Origin of the sequence: Pseudarthrobacter sp. NamE2 (assembly GCF_005796205.1) — a bacterium.
Taxonomy (GTDB): domain Bacteria; phylum Actinomycetota; class Actinomycetes; order Actinomycetales; family Micrococcaceae; genus Arthrobacter.
This window is the reverse complement of record NZ_VAHN01000007.1, coordinates 104289-121838: the sequence shown is the minus strand read 5'-3', so window position 1 is coordinate 121838 and position 17550 is coordinate 104289. Positions and strand designations below refer to the sequence as shown.

Annotated in this window: 17 protein-coding genes and 2 riboswitches; of the genes, 7 read left to right on the top strand and 10 right to left on the bottom strand. The window is 66.5% G+C overall.

The window, feature by feature from the left end:
• Window positions 1–22 precede the first annotated feature (22 nt).
• The 6 genes from FDW83_RS10330 to FDW83_RS10305 all read right to left on the bottom strand — a co-directional run bounded on the left by FDW83_RS10330 (window position 23) and on the right by FDW83_RS10305 (window position 3824).
• Window positions 23–238 (bottom strand): CDGSH iron-sulfur domain-containing protein, encoded by a 216-nt coding sequence (locus tag FDW83_RS10330; RefSeq protein WP_138138008.1) that lies wholly within the window; start codon window positions 236–238, stop codon window positions 23–25.
• Window positions 235–1410 carry a glycosyltransferase family 2 protein gene (locus FDW83_RS10325; RefSeq protein WP_240720944.1) on the bottom strand — a complete coding sequence of 392 codons (1176 nt, stop codon included), beginning with the start codon at window positions 1408–1410 and terminating at the stop codon, window positions 235–237. The genes FDW83_RS10330 and FDW83_RS10325 overlap by 4 nt, the downstream gene beginning before the upstream one ends.
• Window positions 1359–2414: an iron-containing redox enzyme family protein gene (locus tag FDW83_RS10320; protein WP_138138006.1), complete on the bottom strand. Its 1056-nt coding sequence runs from the start codon at window positions 2412–2414 to the stop codon at window positions 1359–1361. The genes FDW83_RS10325 and FDW83_RS10320 overlap by 52 nt, the downstream gene beginning before the upstream one ends.
• 79 nt (window positions 2415–2493) lie before the next feature.
• The gene (locus tag FDW83_RS10315) at window positions 2494–2952 is read right to left on the bottom strand and encodes a DUF4383 domain-containing protein (RefSeq protein WP_138138005.1); all 459 of its coding nucleotides are present in this window, start codon (window positions 2950–2952) and stop codon (window positions 2494–2496) included.
• 117 nt (window positions 2953–3069) lie between these two features.
• The gene (locus FDW83_RS10310; protein ID WP_138138004.1) at window positions 3070–3276 is read right to left on the bottom strand and encodes a hypothetical protein; all 207 of its coding nucleotides are present in this window, start codon (window positions 3274–3276) and stop codon (window positions 3070–3072) included.
• A complete protein-coding gene (locus FDW83_RS10305) occupies window positions 3273–3824 on the bottom strand; it encodes a heme-degrading domain-containing protein (RefSeq protein ID WP_138138003.1) in 552 nt (183 codons plus the stop codon). The genes FDW83_RS10310 and FDW83_RS10305 overlap by 4 nt, the downstream gene beginning before the upstream one ends.
• A 78-nt stretch (window positions 3825–3902) precedes the next feature.
• A riboswitch (TPP riboswitch) is annotated at window positions 3903–4039 on the top strand.
• 59 nt (window positions 4040–4098) lie between these two features.
• On the opposite strand from FDW83_RS10305, the gene FDW83_RS10300 reads away from it, so the two are divergent.
• From FDW83_RS10300 to FDW83_RS10275, 5 genes are all read left to right on the top strand, one after another.
• Window positions 4099–4722, top strand: coding sequence for an ECF transporter S component (locus FDW83_RS10300; protein ID WP_138138002.1), 624 nt, complete (start codon window positions 4099–4101; stop codon window positions 4720–4722).
• Window positions 4722–6272 (top strand): ABC transporter ATP-binding protein, encoded by a 1551-nt coding sequence (locus FDW83_RS10295; protein ID WP_138138001.1) that lies wholly within the window; start codon window positions 4722–4724, stop codon window positions 6270–6272. Before FDW83_RS10300 ends, FDW83_RS10295 begins: the two co-directional genes overlap by 1 nt.
• 13 nt (window positions 6273–6285) lie before the next feature.
• Window positions 6286–7086, top strand: coding sequence for an energy-coupling factor transporter transmembrane protein EcfT (locus FDW83_RS10290; protein ID WP_138138000.1), 801 nt, complete (start codon window positions 6286–6288; stop codon window positions 7084–7086).
• 780 nt (window positions 7087–7866) lie between these two features.
• Entirely contained in the window at window positions 7867–9390 is a 1524-nt protein-coding gene (locus FDW83_RS10280; protein WP_138137999.1) for a UDP-N-acetylglucosamine 1-carboxyvinyltransferase, read from the top strand.
• A 67-nt stretch (window positions 9391–9457) separates the two neighbouring features.
• The gene (locus FDW83_RS10275) at window positions 9458–10687 is read left to right on the top strand and encodes a glutamate--cysteine ligase (protein ID WP_138137998.1); all 1230 of its coding nucleotides are present in this window, start codon (window positions 9458–9460) and stop codon (window positions 10685–10687) included.
• A 92-nt stretch (window positions 10688–10779) separates the two neighbouring features.
• Here FDW83_RS10275 and FDW83_RS10270 read toward each other — a convergent pair whose 3' ends face one another.
• Window positions 10780–12345, bottom strand: a complete 1566-nt coding sequence (locus FDW83_RS10270) for an HNH endonuclease signature motif containing protein (protein WP_138137997.1) — start codon at window positions 12343–12345, stop codon at window positions 10780–10782.
• A gap of 144 nt (window positions 12346–12489) precedes the next feature.
• Here FDW83_RS10270 and FDW83_RS10265 point away from each other — a divergent pair, with 144 nt between their 5' ends.
• Complete coding sequence (locus FDW83_RS10265; protein ID WP_205754669.1) at window positions 12490–12813, top strand: DUF1905 domain-containing protein; 324 nt, start codon at window positions 12490–12492, stop codon at window positions 12811–12813.
• Here the strand turns inward: FDW83_RS10265 and FDW83_RS10260 are convergent.
• The 3 genes from FDW83_RS10260 to FDW83_RS10250 are packed head-to-tail and all read right to left on the bottom strand — an operon-like array spanning window position 12810 to window position 14704.
• On the bottom strand, window positions 12810–14018 hold the full coding sequence (locus tag FDW83_RS10260; protein WP_138137995.1) for an O-succinylhomoserine sulfhydrylase: 1209 nt from the start codon (window positions 14016–14018) through the stop codon (window positions 12810–12812). The genes FDW83_RS10265 and FDW83_RS10260 overlap by 4 nt on opposite strands.
• The gene (locus FDW83_RS10255; RefSeq protein WP_138137994.1) at window positions 14019–14429 is read right to left on the bottom strand and encodes a rhodanese-like domain-containing protein; all 411 of its coding nucleotides are present in this window, start codon (window positions 14427–14429) and stop codon (window positions 14019–14021) included. It lies immediately after the preceding gene.
• A complete protein-coding gene (locus tag FDW83_RS10250) occupies window positions 14426–14704 on the bottom strand; it encodes a DUF1737 domain-containing protein (RefSeq protein WP_138137993.1) in 279 nt (92 codons plus the stop codon). Before FDW83_RS10250 ends, FDW83_RS10255 begins: the two co-directional genes overlap by 4 nt.
• 13 nt (window positions 14705–14717) lie before the next feature.
• A riboswitch (SAM riboswitch) is annotated at window positions 14718–14833 on the bottom strand.
• Between the two features lie 230 nt (window positions 14834–15063).
• On the opposite strand from FDW83_RS10250, the gene opgC reads away from it, so the two are divergent.
• A complete protein-coding gene (gene opgC, locus FDW83_RS10245; protein WP_138137992.1) occupies window positions 15064–17541 on the top strand; it encodes an OpgC domain-containing protein in 2478 nt (825 codons plus the stop codon).
• Window positions 17542–17550 lie beyond the last annotated feature (9 nt).

Sequence of the window (17550 nt, the reverse complement as noted above, 5' to 3'; positions counted from 1 at the left end):
CGCGGCTTCAGCGGAAGTCGGATCAGGAGGCGGGCGGTTCGGTCCGGAACTTAATCATCTTGTGCGTCCCGTCGCAGTACGGCTTGATGGCTGACGCGCCGCACCGGCACAATGCCACGGTCTTCCGCTCCCGCGGCACGGGGTCGCCCGATGGCGTGACGATCTCGAAGTCGCCCCGCACGATCAGCGGCCCGTCGGGGCAGACCACGATGGAGCTCTCGGGCTGGTCCTGGTTCATGGCTGCTCCTTCATACTTGGTGTTGATGTGCCGTCCTGTTGCGCGGCCGCCTCCTCCTGCCGGAAACGCCGCAGCTTGCCCTGGTGCCGGCGTCGGAGCTCCGTTTCCGGGTTGGCCGCTGTCTTCAGCCGGGAACCCGCGTAAGGCACTCCTCCCGCCAGCCGAAACGCGAGGGCGCCCCAGATGCAAAGGGCGCGTTCGGCCGCCCACAGCGGTGCGAACCATACCGCGCGGAGCGGAAAAACGGCTGTTCCGCCGTCCCGGCGCCGACCGACCTCCGCCGCGGCAGTAGCGGCGAGTGCCAAACCAAGCAGGACCCGGCCGCGTGGCTTGGGAGGGAGGAAAAAGGTTCCGACGGCGGCGGGCAGCAGCGCGAGCTCCGCGGCGAGGCGGCGGGGCTGGGCGAAGTCGTCGTAGGCCTGCCGGACGCGTTGCTTGAAAAAGTGCCGGGCCCCTGGCGGCCGGCGGGCCACGAACAGGTCCGGCACCACGCGTTCCCGTCCGCCGGCAGCTTTGACCGTTCGGATCAGCTCGAGGTTTTCGAACAGGACCGGTTCATAGCCGTCCGTCGCCAGCAGGGCGCTCCGGCGCACTCCCAGGGTGCCGGGGAAATCCGCGGACCAGGCCCGGTTGATCAGGCTGCGGGAGGTGTCCCACGCGGCATGCCACGGCAGGGGGGCGAAGTAGTTCTGGGGGCGCACCACGTCCGCCGAACCCAGATGGCGCACGACGGCGGCGAGGGACCCGCGCGTGTAGCGGACGTCGTCGTCGGCGATCACCAGCAGCTCCGCCCGGGCCTCGCGGACGCCCGTCAAAACCCCGGCGACCTTTCCGTTGCCGGGCTGCCCGCCAGACCCGTTGCCGGATCCGCCGGGATCCGCGGGCCGGGTGTGGCGGACCTGCGGCGGGAACTCTTCCCGGTGGCGCGCAAACAGCTCCGGCGCGGACCCGTCCACCACGGTGACCGGGATCCATGCGGAGAGGCGTTGCAGATAGGCCGCCAGTTCGGGGAGCCCGGCGTCATCGGTCCACCGCAACGGCAGGATGTACTCCGCCTGCAGCAGGCCAGGCTCCGTAGCCGAGGTGTCCAGCGTGCCGGACGCCTCAATGACCGGCGACGTCATGCGGCGGCGGCCACTGCCGCCCTGAGTGAGGAGCGGCCGTTCTCCCACGAATCGAGCAGGTGGGCGGAAAGTTGGGCGTCGACGGCCATCACCGCCGTGGCACCGAACAGGACGTCATCGAGCAGCGCCGGCTCGGCTTCCACCAGGCCGCCTGCGAGGTCGCGTCCGGCGATCTGTTCGTGGACGGCGTCCGCTTCAACATGCTCATCGAAGTAGTGGGTGACCCCGGCGTCGAAGCCGTGCCTGCGGAAGCCGTTGCCGTAGAAGCGGTTCGGCTGGGAGGACGTCATCTCGTAAATAGCCAGGTGGCCGGTGATGGCGCCGCGGAGCCGCCGGTTCAGCCCGCACAGGGACATCAGGTTCACGGAGGCAAGGGACACAGCGGGGACGGCGTTGACGTAGGCACCGTACTGGTCGTCAAGGCCCAGTCCCCGCATGGTCCTGGCGAAGAGAGCACTGTGCATCCGGTCCGGGCGGCCGCCGCCGTACTCGTCGGCCTGGATTTCCACCAGTGCGGCTTTTGCGCGTCCGGCAAGCCGCGGGATGGCCCAGGTGTGCGGATCCGCTTCCTTCAGCTGGTAGACGGACTTGTGGATCAGGAACTCCTTGAGCTGATCCAGGCTGGCCTTCTTGGCAACATACCGTGAGACGCTGGGGCCGGTGTCCCTGCCGGCCAGGCCGAACAGTACGTCAGCCACCGCATCGCTGGTGAGTCCGTCACGCGCAGGCAGGTCCACGTCGCCCATGGCCTCTTTCGCCGCTGCCCGCAAGGCAGCCTCGAACGGCTTCTCGAGCAACTGCCGGACCTGGATCAGCCCCGGCTCCCATTCCCACTCGTCTTTGACGCCGTCGAGCCCGGAGTAGTGGAGCTCATAGAGGCAGAACAGGGTCAGTTGGGCGTCGTCGTCGCCAATGATCTCCTGGATCCCGGCCAACCGGGTGGTGACCAGCCGGTGCAGCCCGGCAAGGGAGTCACCCGCGTTGCCGGGTTCGCCCGCCAGGAGCTCGAACAGGGCGCTGCTGATGGGGCCTCGGGGTTCCGGAATGTGCATGGTGTGCTCCTTGTTCTCGGGCGGGATACGGTACGGTGCCGTCTGCGCTGGCGGCAGTGGAAAGAGGTGGAAAAATCGGTCAGTGCCCCCGGCGGCCGGTAGCGGTTGTGCGCGGGGACAAGACGATGGCCAGTGTGATCATGGCCAGGCCGAGGACAAGGTGCAGCAGGTTGTCCGCATAGTTCTCGGGGATGAAATTCGCCGGGGTTTCGTCTCCGATCAGCAGGCCGTAAAGCCACAGAACCAGGTAGATGACCCCGCCGTAGATGAGGAAGTTCCGTGCCTGCCGGTGGCTTCGCGCCATGACAACGCCGGCCACTCCGAAAAGCAGGTGCACCGCGTTGTGCAGGACAGACACCTGGAAGACGCCCAGCAGCAGGGCTTTCGAAGCGGGGCCGGCGACAGCCAGGGAACCCAGATTGCTCGTGGCTCCGGGAACAAACCCAAGGATGCCCGCGAGCAGGAACACGGCGCCTGAGGCCAGGGCGGACCACTGCAGGGCAGTGCGGACGCCCGGTGGGCGGGTGCTGACGGCCATGTCCTATACTCCTCGTACGCTCTGGAACAACATAGTAAGCATGGTTACTAATAAAAGCTAAGCAGCGCTTGGTCCGGTACGTAGTGCTGGTGAGGCCTCTTGGGTAACCGTCTACCGCTATTGCCTGCTGCTCCAGGTGTACGGGTTGGGATGCTGTCCACCCAGGCGGCCCTGCTCATACCCCTGCTGCCAGGCCTCCCCGACGGCGGAGACCAGTTCGGCGAGCAGGGGATAGTAGGGGTGGTCCGGGCCGATGTAGATCATCTCGTCCTCGGCCTTGTCCAGCGCCGCCCGGACGGCGTTCCCGGCCAACCCGCCGCTCATGGCGCACCGTCACTACTTGTTGTGCGCAGCACCTCGCGCATCGCCTCCACCACCAGGTTGTGGTCCTGCACCTGCGGCAGCCCGGAAACGGTCACGGTAGCCACGGCTCCCACCCCCGCGACGTAGACGGGGAAGGACCCGCCGTGCGCGGCGTAGCGGGACTGGTCGAACCACGCGTTGTCCTCGATCCGACCGCCGCGGAGCCGGCCGCGCAGCCCCACGAGCAGGGAGGGCACCTCATACCGGGCGGCTGTCCTTTGCTTGGCACGGATCCAGTGTTCGTTGTCCGGGGTGGCGCCGGGCAGGGCCACATGGAACAGCACCTGCCCGCCCTTGGTGATGTCGATGGCGATGGGCAACGCGCGCTCTTTGCCCAGTTCCACAAGGAGCAGCCCAAGGTTCAGTGCATCGTCGAGGGAGAAACCGGGGAACTGCAGTTCCCGGATTTCACCCTCGATGCGGCCAATGAGGGCTTCCAGGGACCCCTCCGGCTGAACGGCATCGGAGTCCGGATCGAAGTCAGTCACATGCGGCGGATTGGCGGTCATGGCCCACAATCTACCCCTCCCCAGGTGTAAACTGGACCACGCCCGGAAGGGCAATCAACGCATTAATTACCAAGCATCACTTAACGACAGGGGAGCGCCGCCGTCGGAACTGGCCAGTCCAGGCACCGTAGGTGGGCGCTGAGAGTGCGGACAGCCGCAGACCCTCGAACCTGATCCGGTTAGTACCGGCGCAAGGGAGTCGAGTTCTCGAAGTGTTGGGCGGCGGCAAGTGTTGCCGTTGCCGCGCTTTCCCCTCCTGTTTCAGGAGGATTTCATGAGCACTGCAGCAATCAAGAAGAGCACCAGCAAGTCCTGGCGCGTCGTGGACATCGTGGTGGCGGCCCTGATCGCCGTCGCCGGCGGTGTCATGTTCTGGGCCTGGTCCCAGGGCGCGGCAGCCGTGTCCGGGCCGATGAACGCCGTCTACCCGCCGCTGACCGGCTTGATTGCCGGCGGCTGGATGATCCCGGCGGTGCTGGGCATGCTGATCATCCGCAAGCCCGGCGCGGCGCTGTTCTGCGAGACGGTCGCGGCCACCGGCGAGCTGCTGATGGGCTCGCAGTACGGCGCGTCCGTGCTGTTCTCCGGCTTCGTCCAGGGCCTGGGCGCGGAGATCATCTTCGCCATCTTCGTGTACAGGAAGTTCAACCTGCCGGTGGCGCTGCTGGCCGGTGCCGCCGCCGGACTGTTCTGCGGCCTCAACGATTCCTTCGCGCCGTGGGGCTGGAACATCGCCTACGCAGCCGGTGACAAGCTGGCCTACATCATCTTCACCACGATCTCCGGAGCCATCATCGCCGGCGCCCTGTCCTGGATCGCCACCCGCGGGCTGGCACGGACCGGTGTGCTGAGCTCCTTCGCTTCCCGCAAGGCAGCCACAGAGCCCGTCTTCTCCTGATGCCTGCCCCTACCCACGGCACGGGTACGGCCGTGCGGCCGGCGGCGATTACGGCCCGCGGTTGGGGCTGGCGCCACGCCGGCCGGGTCAAACCCGCGGTCCACGGCCTGGACCTGGACATCAGGCCGGGGGAGCGTGTGCTCCTGCTTGGCCCGTCCGGTGCCGGCAAGTCCACGCTGCTGCATGCCCTGGCGGGGGTGCTTGGTGACGTGAACGACGACGGCGAGGCAGGCGACTCCGACGAGTCCGGTTCGCTGCTGGTCGACGGCGGGTCCCCGCGCGGGCAGCGCGGCCGCGCCGGGCTGATGCAGCAGGACCCGGAGACGCAGGTGGTCCTGTCGCGTGTGGGGGACGACGTCGCCTTTGGCGCCGAGAACCTCGCAGTGCCCCGGGACGACATCTGGACCCGCGTGCATGAGGCGCTTGCCGACGTCGGGCTTTCCCACCTGCCGCTGGACCACCCGACGTCGGCCCTGTCCGGCGGCCAGAAGCAGCGCCTCGCGCTCGCGGGGATCCTGGCGATGCGGCCAGGGCTGATCCTGCTGGATGAGCCCACCGCCAACCTTGACCCGGCAGGGGTGCTGGAAGTCCGGGATGCCGTGGCGCGGTGCCTGGACAAGACCGGTGCCACGCTGGTGGTGGTGGAGCACCGGGTGGCGGTGTGGAAGGACCTGGTGGACAGGATCGTGGTCCTGCAACCCGGATCCGCCACCGATCCCGCTGTGATCCTGGACGGCCCGCCGGACAAGGTGCTCACCGAGGCCCGCGCCATGCTGCTAGGGGCAGGCGTGTGGGTGCCCGGCCATGTGCCGGCCACACGCCCGCGTGCCGCCGAACCGGCTGCCGGGACAGGCAACCTCCTGCTTGCGGCCGAAAAACTTGCCGTATCCCGCGCCCGTCCACGCCGCAGCGGCTTCCGGAAGATCCCGCCCGTCCCCGTGCAGGAGGACATCACGGGGCAGGTCCGGGCGGGGCAGGCGCTTGCCATCACCGGGCCCAACGGCGCCGGGAAATCCACTTTTGCACTGACCCTCGCGGGGCTGCTCGAGCCCGTTGCCGGAAAGGTGTCCGCCACCACCGGCCTGAGCCGCGGTGCCGGAATCGACCCGTACAAGTGGAAAGCCGAGCAACTGATCGAACGGGTCGGCACCGTGTTCCAGGAGCCGGAACACCAGTTCGTTACCGGGAGGGTGCTGGACGAACTGATGTTCGGGCCGCGCCACCTGGGCCACGGCGGGGAGCGGGTCGACGAACTGCTGGAGCGCCTCCGGCTTACGTCCCTGGTGGATGCCAACCCCTACACGCTCTCAGGCGGGGAGAAGCGGCGCCTTTCGGTGGCCACCGTCCTCGCGGCCAGTCCGCAGGTCCTGGTCCTGGACGAGCCAACGTTCGGCCAGGACGCCAACACCTGGGCTGAACTGGCGTCCTTCCTGTCCGAACTCCTGGATGCCGGCACTGCCGTGGTGTCCGTAACCCATGACGCGGAATTCAGTGCAGCCCTCGGTGGGGCCGAGCTCAAGCTGTCCGCACGCGAGAAGGTGGCACTGTGAGAAAGGCAGCCCCGTGAGGCAGGAATTGAACCTGCAGGGCAACCACGCCCTCCTGAGCCGCGCCAACCCGCTGAGCAAGGTCGCCGCCGTCGTACTCATCACCGTGGTGCTGGCACTGTCCATAGACTGGGTGTCTGCGTCCGTTGCGCTGGTCTTTGAGTTCCTGCTGTTTCCGCTGGCGGGCCTCACGCTCACGCTGCTGTGGCAGCGGGGCTGGCCGCTGATACTCGCCGCGGCGGTGGGCGGCTGGAGCACCTCGATCCTGGCGCCGGACAGCGGAAGGACGCTGATCGACGTCGGCATTTGGACCATGAGCGAAGGCTCGCTGGAGATGGGCGTCGGGTTCATGCTCCGCGGGCTGGCCATTGCGCTGCCGGCGGTGCTGCTGATGAGTTGTACCGATCCCACGGACCTGGCGGACGCGCTGGCACAGAAGGCGCGGCTGCCACACCGGTTCGTGCTGGGCACGCTGGCCGCGATGCGGCTGGTGGGGCTCATGGCGGAGGAGTGGCAGACCATCGGCATGGCGCGCAGGGCGCGCGGTGTCGGCTCGCGCGGCAGTGCTGTCCAGCGGGTGAAGGCGACCCTGGGGCAGAGCTTTGGCTTGCTGGTGCAGGCGATCCGCCGCGCATCCAGGCTGGCCGTCACCATGGAGGCCCGCGGGTTCGGCGGCGGAGCCCGGACGTGGGCCCGCGCCTCGACCTTCACGTCACTGGATGCCTGGGTGTTGGCGGGCGGCCTGCTGGTGGCGGGGCTGGCCATGGCAGCAGCCGTAACTGCCGGCACGTGGAACATGGTGTGGCTGGGGAGCTGAGGTCCCTGGTTGCACGGGTGGTTGTAGTCGAAGCCGTTGGCGACGAACTGGGTCAGGGACAACTTTGCCGCCACCCGTGAGCGGTGCGCCTGAGCAGGCGTTAACAGCCCTGAACGCGTTGCGGGAACCGGCCAGCCAGCTCGGCAGCGGGTAGAGGTTGCTGGAGCTACTGACGGTTCCCACGATCCGGCCCACTGCAGGCTGGTGGAATAGAGTCCCACGCCTTTGACGTCGATGCTGTGGAAGAAGTCCGTCATGCCCTCCAGCACGGCCCGGTTGGCGTCCTTGTTACCGGTCCAGCTGTTTTCGGTCCCCACATCCAGCCACCAGAAGTAGTCCCGGGGGTTGCTGACGCCGCGGACGTAGGCGTTGTCATAAGCCTTGGCGTAGCCATGCATGTAGGCGCAGGCCGTGCCGTATTCGCCCTCTTCGCAGGAGCCGCAGGGGTTGTTGACCGTCCGCCCGATGGGTACTCATTGCTGGTTGGCCACCAGGAACCCGCGCTGCCGGGGTTGGCGGTATTCACGTACAGGGAGACCGGAGGCTGGGCGGGGAGCCCGGGCGACCAGCAGCCCTGCCAGTCTGAACAGGGACGGGCGGGTGTGGGTTGGGCGCATCTGGTGGTTTCGTTACTGCCGTTCAGCCTCCCGCGGACTGGACGGCAGGACAAGGTCACCAAGCGTGCGTTTTCTATCGCATGTAGTGGGTAAACGCTCTCCTGGCGCCACGCTACCGCGCCGTCTGCCGCCGTTGTAACTCATTTATGATATATTTTCGTGCATGACGCTGGAAACCACTGAGCACGTTGCCGCAATGCTCCGGGACGCCCGGAATGAGAAAGGCTGGACCCAGGGCCAGCTCGCCGCTGAGTTGGGGACCAGCCAAAGTGCTGTTGCCCGGATGGAGCAGGGGAAGCAGAACTTGAGTCTGAAGATGATTCAGCGCCTGGAAGCCATCTTTGACCGCAGCATCGTCAACGTCGGCAAACCGCAGATGACGCATCTGCGCGTTGAGGGCGGGCGCACACTGTCCGGAGCCGTGGACGTGAACAGCAGCAAGAACGCCGGCGTGGCGCTGCTCTGCGCCAGCCTGATCAACCGCGGTACTACAGTGCTGCGCCGCCTGGCGCGGATCGAAGAGGTCAACCGGATCGTCGAGGTGCTGGCCAGCATCGGCGTGGAGTGCACCTGGCTCAACGATACCGATCTCAGGCTGCGGCGCCCGGCTGTTTTGGACCTGGAGGGGATGGACGTTGAAGCCGCCCGGCGCACCCGGAGCGTGATCATGCTGCTGGGTCCGCTCCTGGACGAGTCGGAGGAATACCGGTTGCCGTACGCCGGAGGCTGCGACCTTGGCACCCGCACTGTTGAGCCGCACATGCAGGCCCTGCGCCAGTTCGGGCTGTCCGTGGAGGCAACCGCCGGTTTCTACACCGTGCAGGCGCCCGCGGCTGACGCCCTCGACCGCTCATTTGTCCTCACCGAGCGCGGGGACACCGTCACCGAGAATGCCATCATGGCGGCGGCTCACCGCGAGGGAACCACCATCATCCGGAACGCCAGCCCCAACTACATGGTCCAGGACCTCTGCTTCTACCTGGAGATGCTGGGTGTGACCATCAAGGGCGTGGGAACCACCACCCTGAAAATCACCGGCCGGCCGCACATCGATGCCGACATCGAGTACTTCCCGTCCGAGGACCCCATTGAGGCGATGAGCCTCATCACTGCCGGGATCGTCACCAATTCCGAGGTCACTGTCCGCCGGGTGCCCATCGAGTTCATGGAGATTGAACTGGCTACCTTGGAGCAGATGGGCCAGGAACTGGAAATCTCCGAGGAATACATGGCGCGCAACGGCCGGACGCGGCTGGTGGATGTCACCACCAAGCCTTCGGAGCTGAGGGCGCCCGAAGACAAGATCCACCCGATGCCGTTCCCCGGCCTGAATATCGACAACCTGCCGTTCTTTGCCGTCATCGCTGCAAACGCCGCCGGCCAGACCATGATCCATGACTGGGTGTATGAGAACCGGGCCATCTACCTGACCGAGCTGAACCGGCTGGGGGCGCAGGTCCAGCTGCTGGATCCGCACCGCATTTACGTCAACGGACCCACCAAGTGGCGCGCGGCTGAAGTAGGCTGCCCGCCCGCGCTGCGCCCGGCGGCATGCCTGCTCTTGGCAATGCTGGCGGCCCGCGGGGTGTCCGAGCTCCGGAACATCTATGTCATTGAGCGCGGATACGAGGACCTGGCGGAGCGCTTGAACACCATCGGCGCCAAGGTGGAGTACTTCCAGGACTGACCATTCACGGTTCGTCATGAAGGCCGGAGTATCTTCATATGCCCTTGGGCTGGCGCAGAATGTAAGTATGCGTACTTTCGGCGTGGAGGAAGAGCTGCTGATCGTTCACCCGGAGACGGGTGAACCCCTTGCCCTGGCCGACGCGCTGCTGTCGAACCGGTGGGGCCCGGCTGACGACGGCCCGCAGGATCCGCATGCGCTCGAGACCAAAGACAAGACGGTTTACGACGACGACGAGATGGGCTTGAGTGCCGAGCTGAAACTTGAGCAGATCGAGACGCAGACCCGGCCCTGCCTTGAGTACGGCCCCCTCCTTGACCAGATCAGGGCGGGGCGGATGCTGGCGGACCAGGCGGCGCAAAGGCACCACGCGCGCGTGGCGGCGCTTGCCACCTCGCCTCTGGGGCTGAACAGCCATACGACCCCCGACCCGCGATACGCCAGGATGCTGGAACGCTTTGGCCTGACTGCCCAGGAGCAGCTGACTTGCGGCTTCCACGTGCACACGTATGTGGAGTCACCCGAAGAAGGCGTTGCGGTCCTGGACCGCATCCGCGACAAACTGGCTGTGCTGACTGCCCTTAGCGCCAATTCACCGTTTTGGAACGGGCTGCAGACTGGTTTCGAGAGTTACCGGACGCAGGCCTGGAACCGTTGGCCTACGTCGGGGCCGGCGGGCATCTATGGGACCTATCCCGCCTACCGCCGCCTGGTCACCCGTTTGCTGGACAGTGGTGTGATGCTGGATGAAGGCATGCTCTACTTCGACGCCCGGCTCTCCCGCAACCATCCCACAGTGGAGGTGCGTGTTGCCGATGTATGCCTGCGCGCCGAGGACGCAGCACTGATCGCGCTTCTGGTCCGTGCCCTGGTGGAGACTGCAGGCCGGGAATGGCGTGACGGCGTCGATCCCTCGCCCGTGCCCACCGTGCTGCTGCGGATGGCAGCGTGGCAGGCGAGCAGCGAGGGGCTCAGCGGTGAACTCCTGGACTTTGGCACCTTCCGCCCGGTTCCTGCCGCTAATGTGGTGCATTCGCTGGTGGACTACCTCGCGCCCGTGCTGGACGAACAGGGAGAACTCGCCTTGGCCAAGCAGGGCGTGGAGGAAATCATTGCACGGGGGACGGGGGCCGCAGAACAACGCCGGGTCCGTGACAAGTTGCTGACAGGGCCGCCGCCTGAGGATATGGGCCTTGGCGCCGTAGTCCGGCACGCCGTTAAGGTAACCATGCGGGACGCGCTGGATCTTTCCGAGGTTGATGCTATCCCGGAGCTGATCCGGGTCCGGCAGACTTGAGCTTTCTGCCGGTGTACAAGGCCTCATCTGGCACATAAGACCGCCCGTGAACAAGAGGTATTGCATCCAAACCCTTACCTGCCTCCCGTCCGTCAGCTACCTGCCGGCAGGCGGAATCGCTCCAATGCCTCCTCCAGAATGCTTTGGTGCCAAGGCAGGATGACGGGTGGCCAGTGGGGTGGTTCCCAGTCCTGGTGTTCGCTGGTGTAGCGGCGTCCGGCCGGTGAGATCCAGCCGGGTGGTGCGTTTTTGGTGGCGGGGGTGGGTTGCCATGCGCTGGTGTGTTTCATCCGGTGGTGCTTGGGGCAGGGCTGGGCGAGGTTGGTGATCCCGGTGGTTCCGCCGTGGTGCCAGGCCAGCAGGTGGTCGGCTTCGTTGTCGAGGGAGTGGTTGCTGCAGCCGGGGAACGGGCATTTACCGTCCCGGAGCCTCAGCCAGCGGCGCATCGCTTCCTGGATCCGGTAGCTCGTCCGCCCGATCTCCAGCGGCGCCCCGTCCCTGGGATCGACCAGGACCCGGTGGAACGAATCCGCTCCGCCGGCGACGAGTCTACGGGCCATCGACGCCGGGATCGGACCGTGCCCATCCAGCATTGCTGGTTCCTCGGTGGCGCCCAGGAGCGCGAACACCGGGACCGTGACGAGCACCTGCGCCCGCGGCACGGGCGGGTGAGCAAGTTCGAGACCGCCTTCGTTCACGTGAGAGTCGGCAGAGGCACCACCGCACCGTGCGACGCCATCCGGTGGACCATGGGTGGGGGTATGTCCGGTGTCGAGGAGGGCTGTGGCGCCGATGTCTGCCATCAGTTGTGGAAGGGTGCGGAACTCGTCCGGTCCCTGCAGTCCGCGGGCCAAGGCCCGGGTCCGGTTCCAGGCCGCGTTGGCCTGGTCCGCGGGCAGGTACATGGAGACCCAGGCCATCGCGTCCCGGTCCGGGGCGTATTCCATCCGCCGGTCCGCGACACCCCTGGCGTGGCGTTTCTCGATCGAGTCGGGATGGTGGCGTTCCCGCCAGGAGCGCACCTTCGGCCGCAACCTCGCCGGCGGCAACACACCTGCGACACCACCAGGGCCGGCGCCGGGAGTATCGGGGTCAAGAAAGTGCCGCTCCAGCGCCGCAGTGGCGGCAGGGTCCAGCCCGGTGGTCTCATCGATGAGGACCTTCGTGTTCTGCCACGACACCTGCCCGGCCTGCAACGCGTCCAGCACCGCCGGCAACGAACTGGTCAAGGCCTGGGCTTCACCGATCAGGGCACTTGCGGCGCGTTCACCGATGGTCAGGACGCAGGCGACCTCGGCCACGGACGCCATCTCGCGGCCCTTGGCCCATTCCGGACCCGCCGCCGGGTCCTCCATCACAGCGACGGCGCCGACGTGCCCGTCCACCAGCAACACCTTCACCGCGGCAGCGGCGGCCTCAAGCTTGCGCTGCACCGCCAAACCGTCCAGGCAGTCATCGGCAAACCCCCGCAACGGATCAGCCCCCGCGGCACCGGCATCAGAAGAGCCAGCATCAGGACTACCTGAAACAGCGGAGCCGCCGGCAACAACGAGGGCGAGCTCATCCACGAAACCAGCCACCGACGCAACAGCAGCCAGAATCCCGGCCCTGCCTCCCCCGCCCCCGGTCGCTTCGCCCCCGGCTGCTCCGCTTTCCATACCCCAAGCATGCCAAGGGGGTCTGACAATCCATGGTCAGATGCCGGGGCAGGAGGACGTGGGTTTCGACAAGCTCAACCGTCGGGGTCTCGGCAGGCTGAACAACTGCTGGTGCCCCAAGAGGTGACATGCGATACTCGGCGCGTGACGCCGTCGTACGTATTTGTTGCCGAGCTGTGGCTGTTCCCCGGCGAGGCCGGCTGGCACTTCCTCACCCTGCCGCCGGCCGTGGCTGATGACGTCGCGGAGCAAAGCACCAGCAGCAAAGCCTTCGGGTCGGTGAAGGTCACGGCGGAAGTTGCCGGACACAGCTGGCAGACGTCGCTTTTCCCCGACGCCAAAACCGGCTCCTACCTGCTGCCGGTGAAGAAGGCAGTACGGGACAAGGCCGGGATCAGCGCCGGGGACCGGGTGGAAGCAAAGCTGGAGCTCCAACCGAACGACGCAAAGCCCCGCAAAGCCAGCTAGATCTGCTTCAGCGCCTGTTCCAGGTCCCGGATGAGGTCGTCGGCATCCTCGAGCCCCACGGAGAGACGGACCACGGCGTCGCTCAGGCCAATCGCGGCGCGGCCCTCGGGCCCCATGGCACGGTGCGTGGTGGTGGCCGGGTGGGTGATGAGGGACTTCGAGTCACCCAGGTTGTTGGAGATGTCGATGATGCGCAGCCCGTCCAGCAGCGCAAACGCGGCCTCCTTGCCGGAACGCCCGCCCGAAGGGGCAAGCTCCAGCGTGAGCACCGTACCACCGGCCTTCATCTGCTTCGCAGCCAACTCATACTGCGGGTGGGATTTCAGCAGCGGATACTTCACCCAGTTCACGGCAGGCTGCTGCTCCAGCCACTCCGCCAAACGCAGGGCGGTGGCGGAAGAATGGTTCACGCGCAGGGCCATGGTTTCCAGGCCCTTAGTGAGCACCCACGCATTGAACGGCGAGAGCGACGGCCCGGTGTGCCGCATCAGCTGCTTGACCGGGCCCTCGATGAACTCCTTGCTGCCCAGGATCGCGCCGCCCATCACCCGGCCCTGGCCGTCGATGTGCTTGGTCCCGGAGTAGACAATGACGTCCGCGCCGAGCTGCCCACAGCGCTGCAGCAGGGGAGTGGCAAAGACATTGTCGACGACGACGGTGGCCCCGGCCGCGTGCGCCAGCTCGCTGACCGCGGCGATATCCACGATCTCCTGCATGGGGTTGGACGGCGATTCGAAGAATACGGCAGTGGTGGGTTCGGACAAAGCCGACCGCCACTGCTCCAGGTCCGGTCCGTCCACGAACACCGTCTCCACGCCCCAGCGGGGCAGGATTTCGTTCAGGATGACAAAACAGGAGCCGAACAGCGAACGGGCCGCCACCACCCGGTCACCGGCACCCAGCAACGCACCCAGGGCGGTGAAGACTGCCGACATGCCGGACGCCGTCGCGAAGCACGCTTCGGTGCCTTCGAGCAGGCGGAGCCGCTCCTGGAAAGTGGCCACCGAGGGGTTGCCGTAGCGGGAGTAGACAAAGCGTTCGTCTTCGCCTGTGAAGGCACGCTCCGCAGCGGCGGCGGACTCGTAGACGAAGCCCGAGTTCAAAAAGACCGGCTCCGCGGTTTCCTGGAAGTTGGTACGGTCCAGCCCGCCGCGGACGGCCTGGGTGTCGGGACTCCAGCCAGCGGCGTCTTCGTTGAAAGTCACTTAGTTGTTTCCCAGGTTCGTAGGCAGGCCGCGGTTCTTCCAGCCGTTGACGGTGCGTTCGCCGTAGCGGTCGGGTTCGCCTTCGAAGCCTTCAAGGACGTTGTAGGACGTGAAGCCGGCCTGCGTGGCGGCGATCGCAGCGGCGATGGAGCGCTGGCCGGAGCGGCAGATGAACAGCAGCTCGGTGTTCGAATCCTCCGGCGCCTGCTGGCTCAGGTCCTTGATGAAGTCCGGGTTGGGGATTCCGCCCGGGAACGTCCACTGGATGAACAGGGGATCATTGTCCGTGGCTTTGGTATCCGGGATGCCGATGTGGGCCCATTCGCCCTCGGTACGGACATCCACCAGGATGGCGCCCTGCTCCAGCTTGGCCCAGGCTTCCTGCGGCGTCAGGTCCCCGGCGTAGCTCATGCGTGGCCCTCGCCGTCGAACTCGAGGTCTTCGTTGGCTGCTTCCAGGTCGTCCACGGCAGTGGCGACGGCCGCATCCGCCGAAGCGATCGCAGCGGGCAGGACCACGGCCTGGGCAACGATGACGCTGGTGCCGTTGAAGGCTGCCGCCGGGCTGCCGTGCAGCACGTAGCCCTCGGCGAGGGCGTTTGAGATCCGCTCGCAGAATTCACGGTTGTCCGGCCCACTGATGAGGCGGTAGGACAGCTTTTCTTCAGGGGCAGGCGCGTCAGACACGACGGATCTCCTTCTCTCACGCTTGCAGCTCGAATACGGTCGATATGCCGAGTATTCACCTGAGGCACCCCGCCGCGGAAGGAGGGTTGCCGACCGGCCAGTCAGGGCTTGGCGCCGGTACTCATTACTCCCCAAAAACGTAACATCTGGCACCGGCGCCCGCATCGCCGCCGTCGTCATGTTGCGTAACTGAAGCGGACCCCCTGCCGGAGGCGGCGGCGCAGGAGGGGCAAGGGAAGGTACGACGGCGGCATCAGCGCAGGTGGGCGGGTTTTTCTTTCCCTTCGCGGCCAGGCGGCCAGATACAGTTCTTGGGGGCAGCGCCCCGTCGCCGAAGAACAGTATCTGGGGGGGTCCCTATGAACACGCGCGCGGTCGCGCCACGACGCCGTACCAGTCCACTCCGGGTCCCCCGTCTCCGTGCGCTGGCAGCGTTCCTTGCCGCCCTGTTTGTTGCGCTGCTGGCAGTTTTCCTTCCCTCCGGAGCGGCGCGGGCGGCGGAACCTGTCACGGACGAGGGCAAGCCGCTGCTCGGTGCGGTCCTGGAGTGGGGCGAGGATACAGCCGCCGGTTTTGCTGAACGCCTAGGCACTTCGCCTGCCGTTTTCGGGCATGATCTCGCGTTTCCCTACCGTCCCTCCGAGCAGGACGACATCCGGGGTTTCCTGGAGCAGGCGTCGCTGCAGGGCGCGCACGCGATGCTGACCGTGAAGCCCACGGTACCCCTCGACCAGATCGATGCTGCGGCTGCTGAGGCGTTCGCCGGCGAGGTCCGGAACCTGACATCCGGGTTCATCGGGGAGGTGCTGGTCCGGTTTGCGCCGGACATGAACGCCAGCTGGGTGGAATGGGGCCAGCAGCCTGCCGCGTACCGGGACGCCTTCAGGGCGGTTTCGTCCGCCTTCAAGGATTCCGACGGCGGCAGCGCCATCCTGGTATGGGAGCCCTACCTAGGCAAGGACTACCCCTTTGACCGGAACCGGAACGCCCCGGCCCCCGGAAGTGAAGGCTTCGCCCTGCTGGACACGAACGGCGACGGCGCCTGGGACGGATCCGACAGTGCCTACGAACCCTTTTACCCCGGTGACGACGCCGTTGACTGGGTGGGTCTGACCGCCTACCACGATGACACTGCAGGCGGCGCAGCCGTCAACACCTTTCCACGAGCGGGTGAACTGCAGGAGATGCTGACTGCGCCCGGTGGCGAGAACTTCTATGGCACCTACGCCGTGGACCGGAAAAAACCGTTCCTCCTGCAGACCGCAGCCTTCTACAGCCCTGCCTCCGGCGGTGCGCCCGAGGGTGACATCAAAGTCGACTGGTGGAACCAGGTGGTGGGGGTGGCCACGTCCGCAGACTTTGCCAGGACGGCCGCCATCGTATGGGACGAACGGACCAGCACCAGGGATACCGGGGTGGCCAGCATCGACTGGCTCCTGACCGGCAACCCGGGCATCGCCAAGGCCGCGCTGGAGCGGATCGAGTCCTCGTCCGTGGTGACGGGCCCGGTCACCGAAGTCACTGCCGGTGGCGGGTACGTCCGTGCCAACACACTGGCCGGCGCCGCCGCCTGGACCGTAGGGGCCGCACTCCTCATCCTGCTGGTGGCATTGTGGCAGATCCCCCGCCGCGTCAACGCCGCAACACACTGGGGCTACGCAGACCCGTCCAACCGGGACTCGCGCGTGGACCTGCTGCGCGGGCTGGCCATCGTGTTCGTGGTGGTGAATCACCTGGGCATGACATCCCTGTTCCAGCTGCTCACCCAGGAAGCCGTCGGCTTTGTGTCAGGTGCCGAACTGTTCGTGCTCTTCTCCGGACTGGTGGTGGGCATGGTCTACGGGCCCCGGGTGAAGGACGAGTTCGGCTCGGTGGTGGATCTGACCTCCAGGCGCGCCGGCAAGCTCTACCTGACGGCCCTGGTGGTCCTGGTTGGGGTCTTCCTGGTGTCCCTGCTGCCCATCTTCCGGTCCGAGGCGCTCACTACCTTCGTGGACCAGGGCACCGGCGGGGCAGGGCACGACGGCGCCGGACGGACCTACGACCTCTATGCCGGCATGGAGTCACTGTTCCAGTTCCCGGTACCGCCGCAAATCCTTCCCGCCATCCTGCTGCTCCAGTTCGGCCCGTGGCAGTTCAACGTCATGGGACTGTATGTGGTGCTGCTCCTGGCCGGCCCGCTGATCCTCTGGGCGCTCAACCGGGGCAAGGCCTGGTGGGTGCTGGCAGGGACACTCGCGGTTTACGCGGTAGGATCAACCACCCGTTTCCGGCTGCTGCCCTCGCAGTTCGAGGACTCATTTCCGCTGCTCGTGTGGCAGGTGCTGTTCGTGATCGGCCTTGTGGCCGGATTTCATAGGCGCAGCATTGTTACGTGGCTCTCGGCGCGGACCTGGATGGTGGCCGCTTGCACCGCGCTCGCCTTCCTCTTCGCCTTCCTGTCCTGGGGCAACCCGTACCTGGCCAACGGATTCGATGTCCGCCTGGCCCTCATCCCGGACACGCTGTACCGCGCCGCCTACGATGCGCTGTTTGCCCGGACCTACCTGGCACCCGGCCGGCTGCTCAATGTCCTGGTGCTGGTGGTGGCGGCTTACGCCTTCCTCACGGTCTTCTGGAAACCGGTGCAGCGCGCCCTCGGGTGGTTCCTGATTCCGCTGGGCCGCGCCACGCTCTACGTGTTCATCATGCACGTGGTTTTGATCGCCGTCGTAGCCAATATCCCCGTTTTGCAGCAGGAGAACATTCTGCTCAACACCCTTGCCTACGCCGTGGTGCTGGGGCTGCTCTGGGTCATGGTGCGGACCAGGTTCCTCTTCAAGATCATTCCGACGTAGCCATGGTCC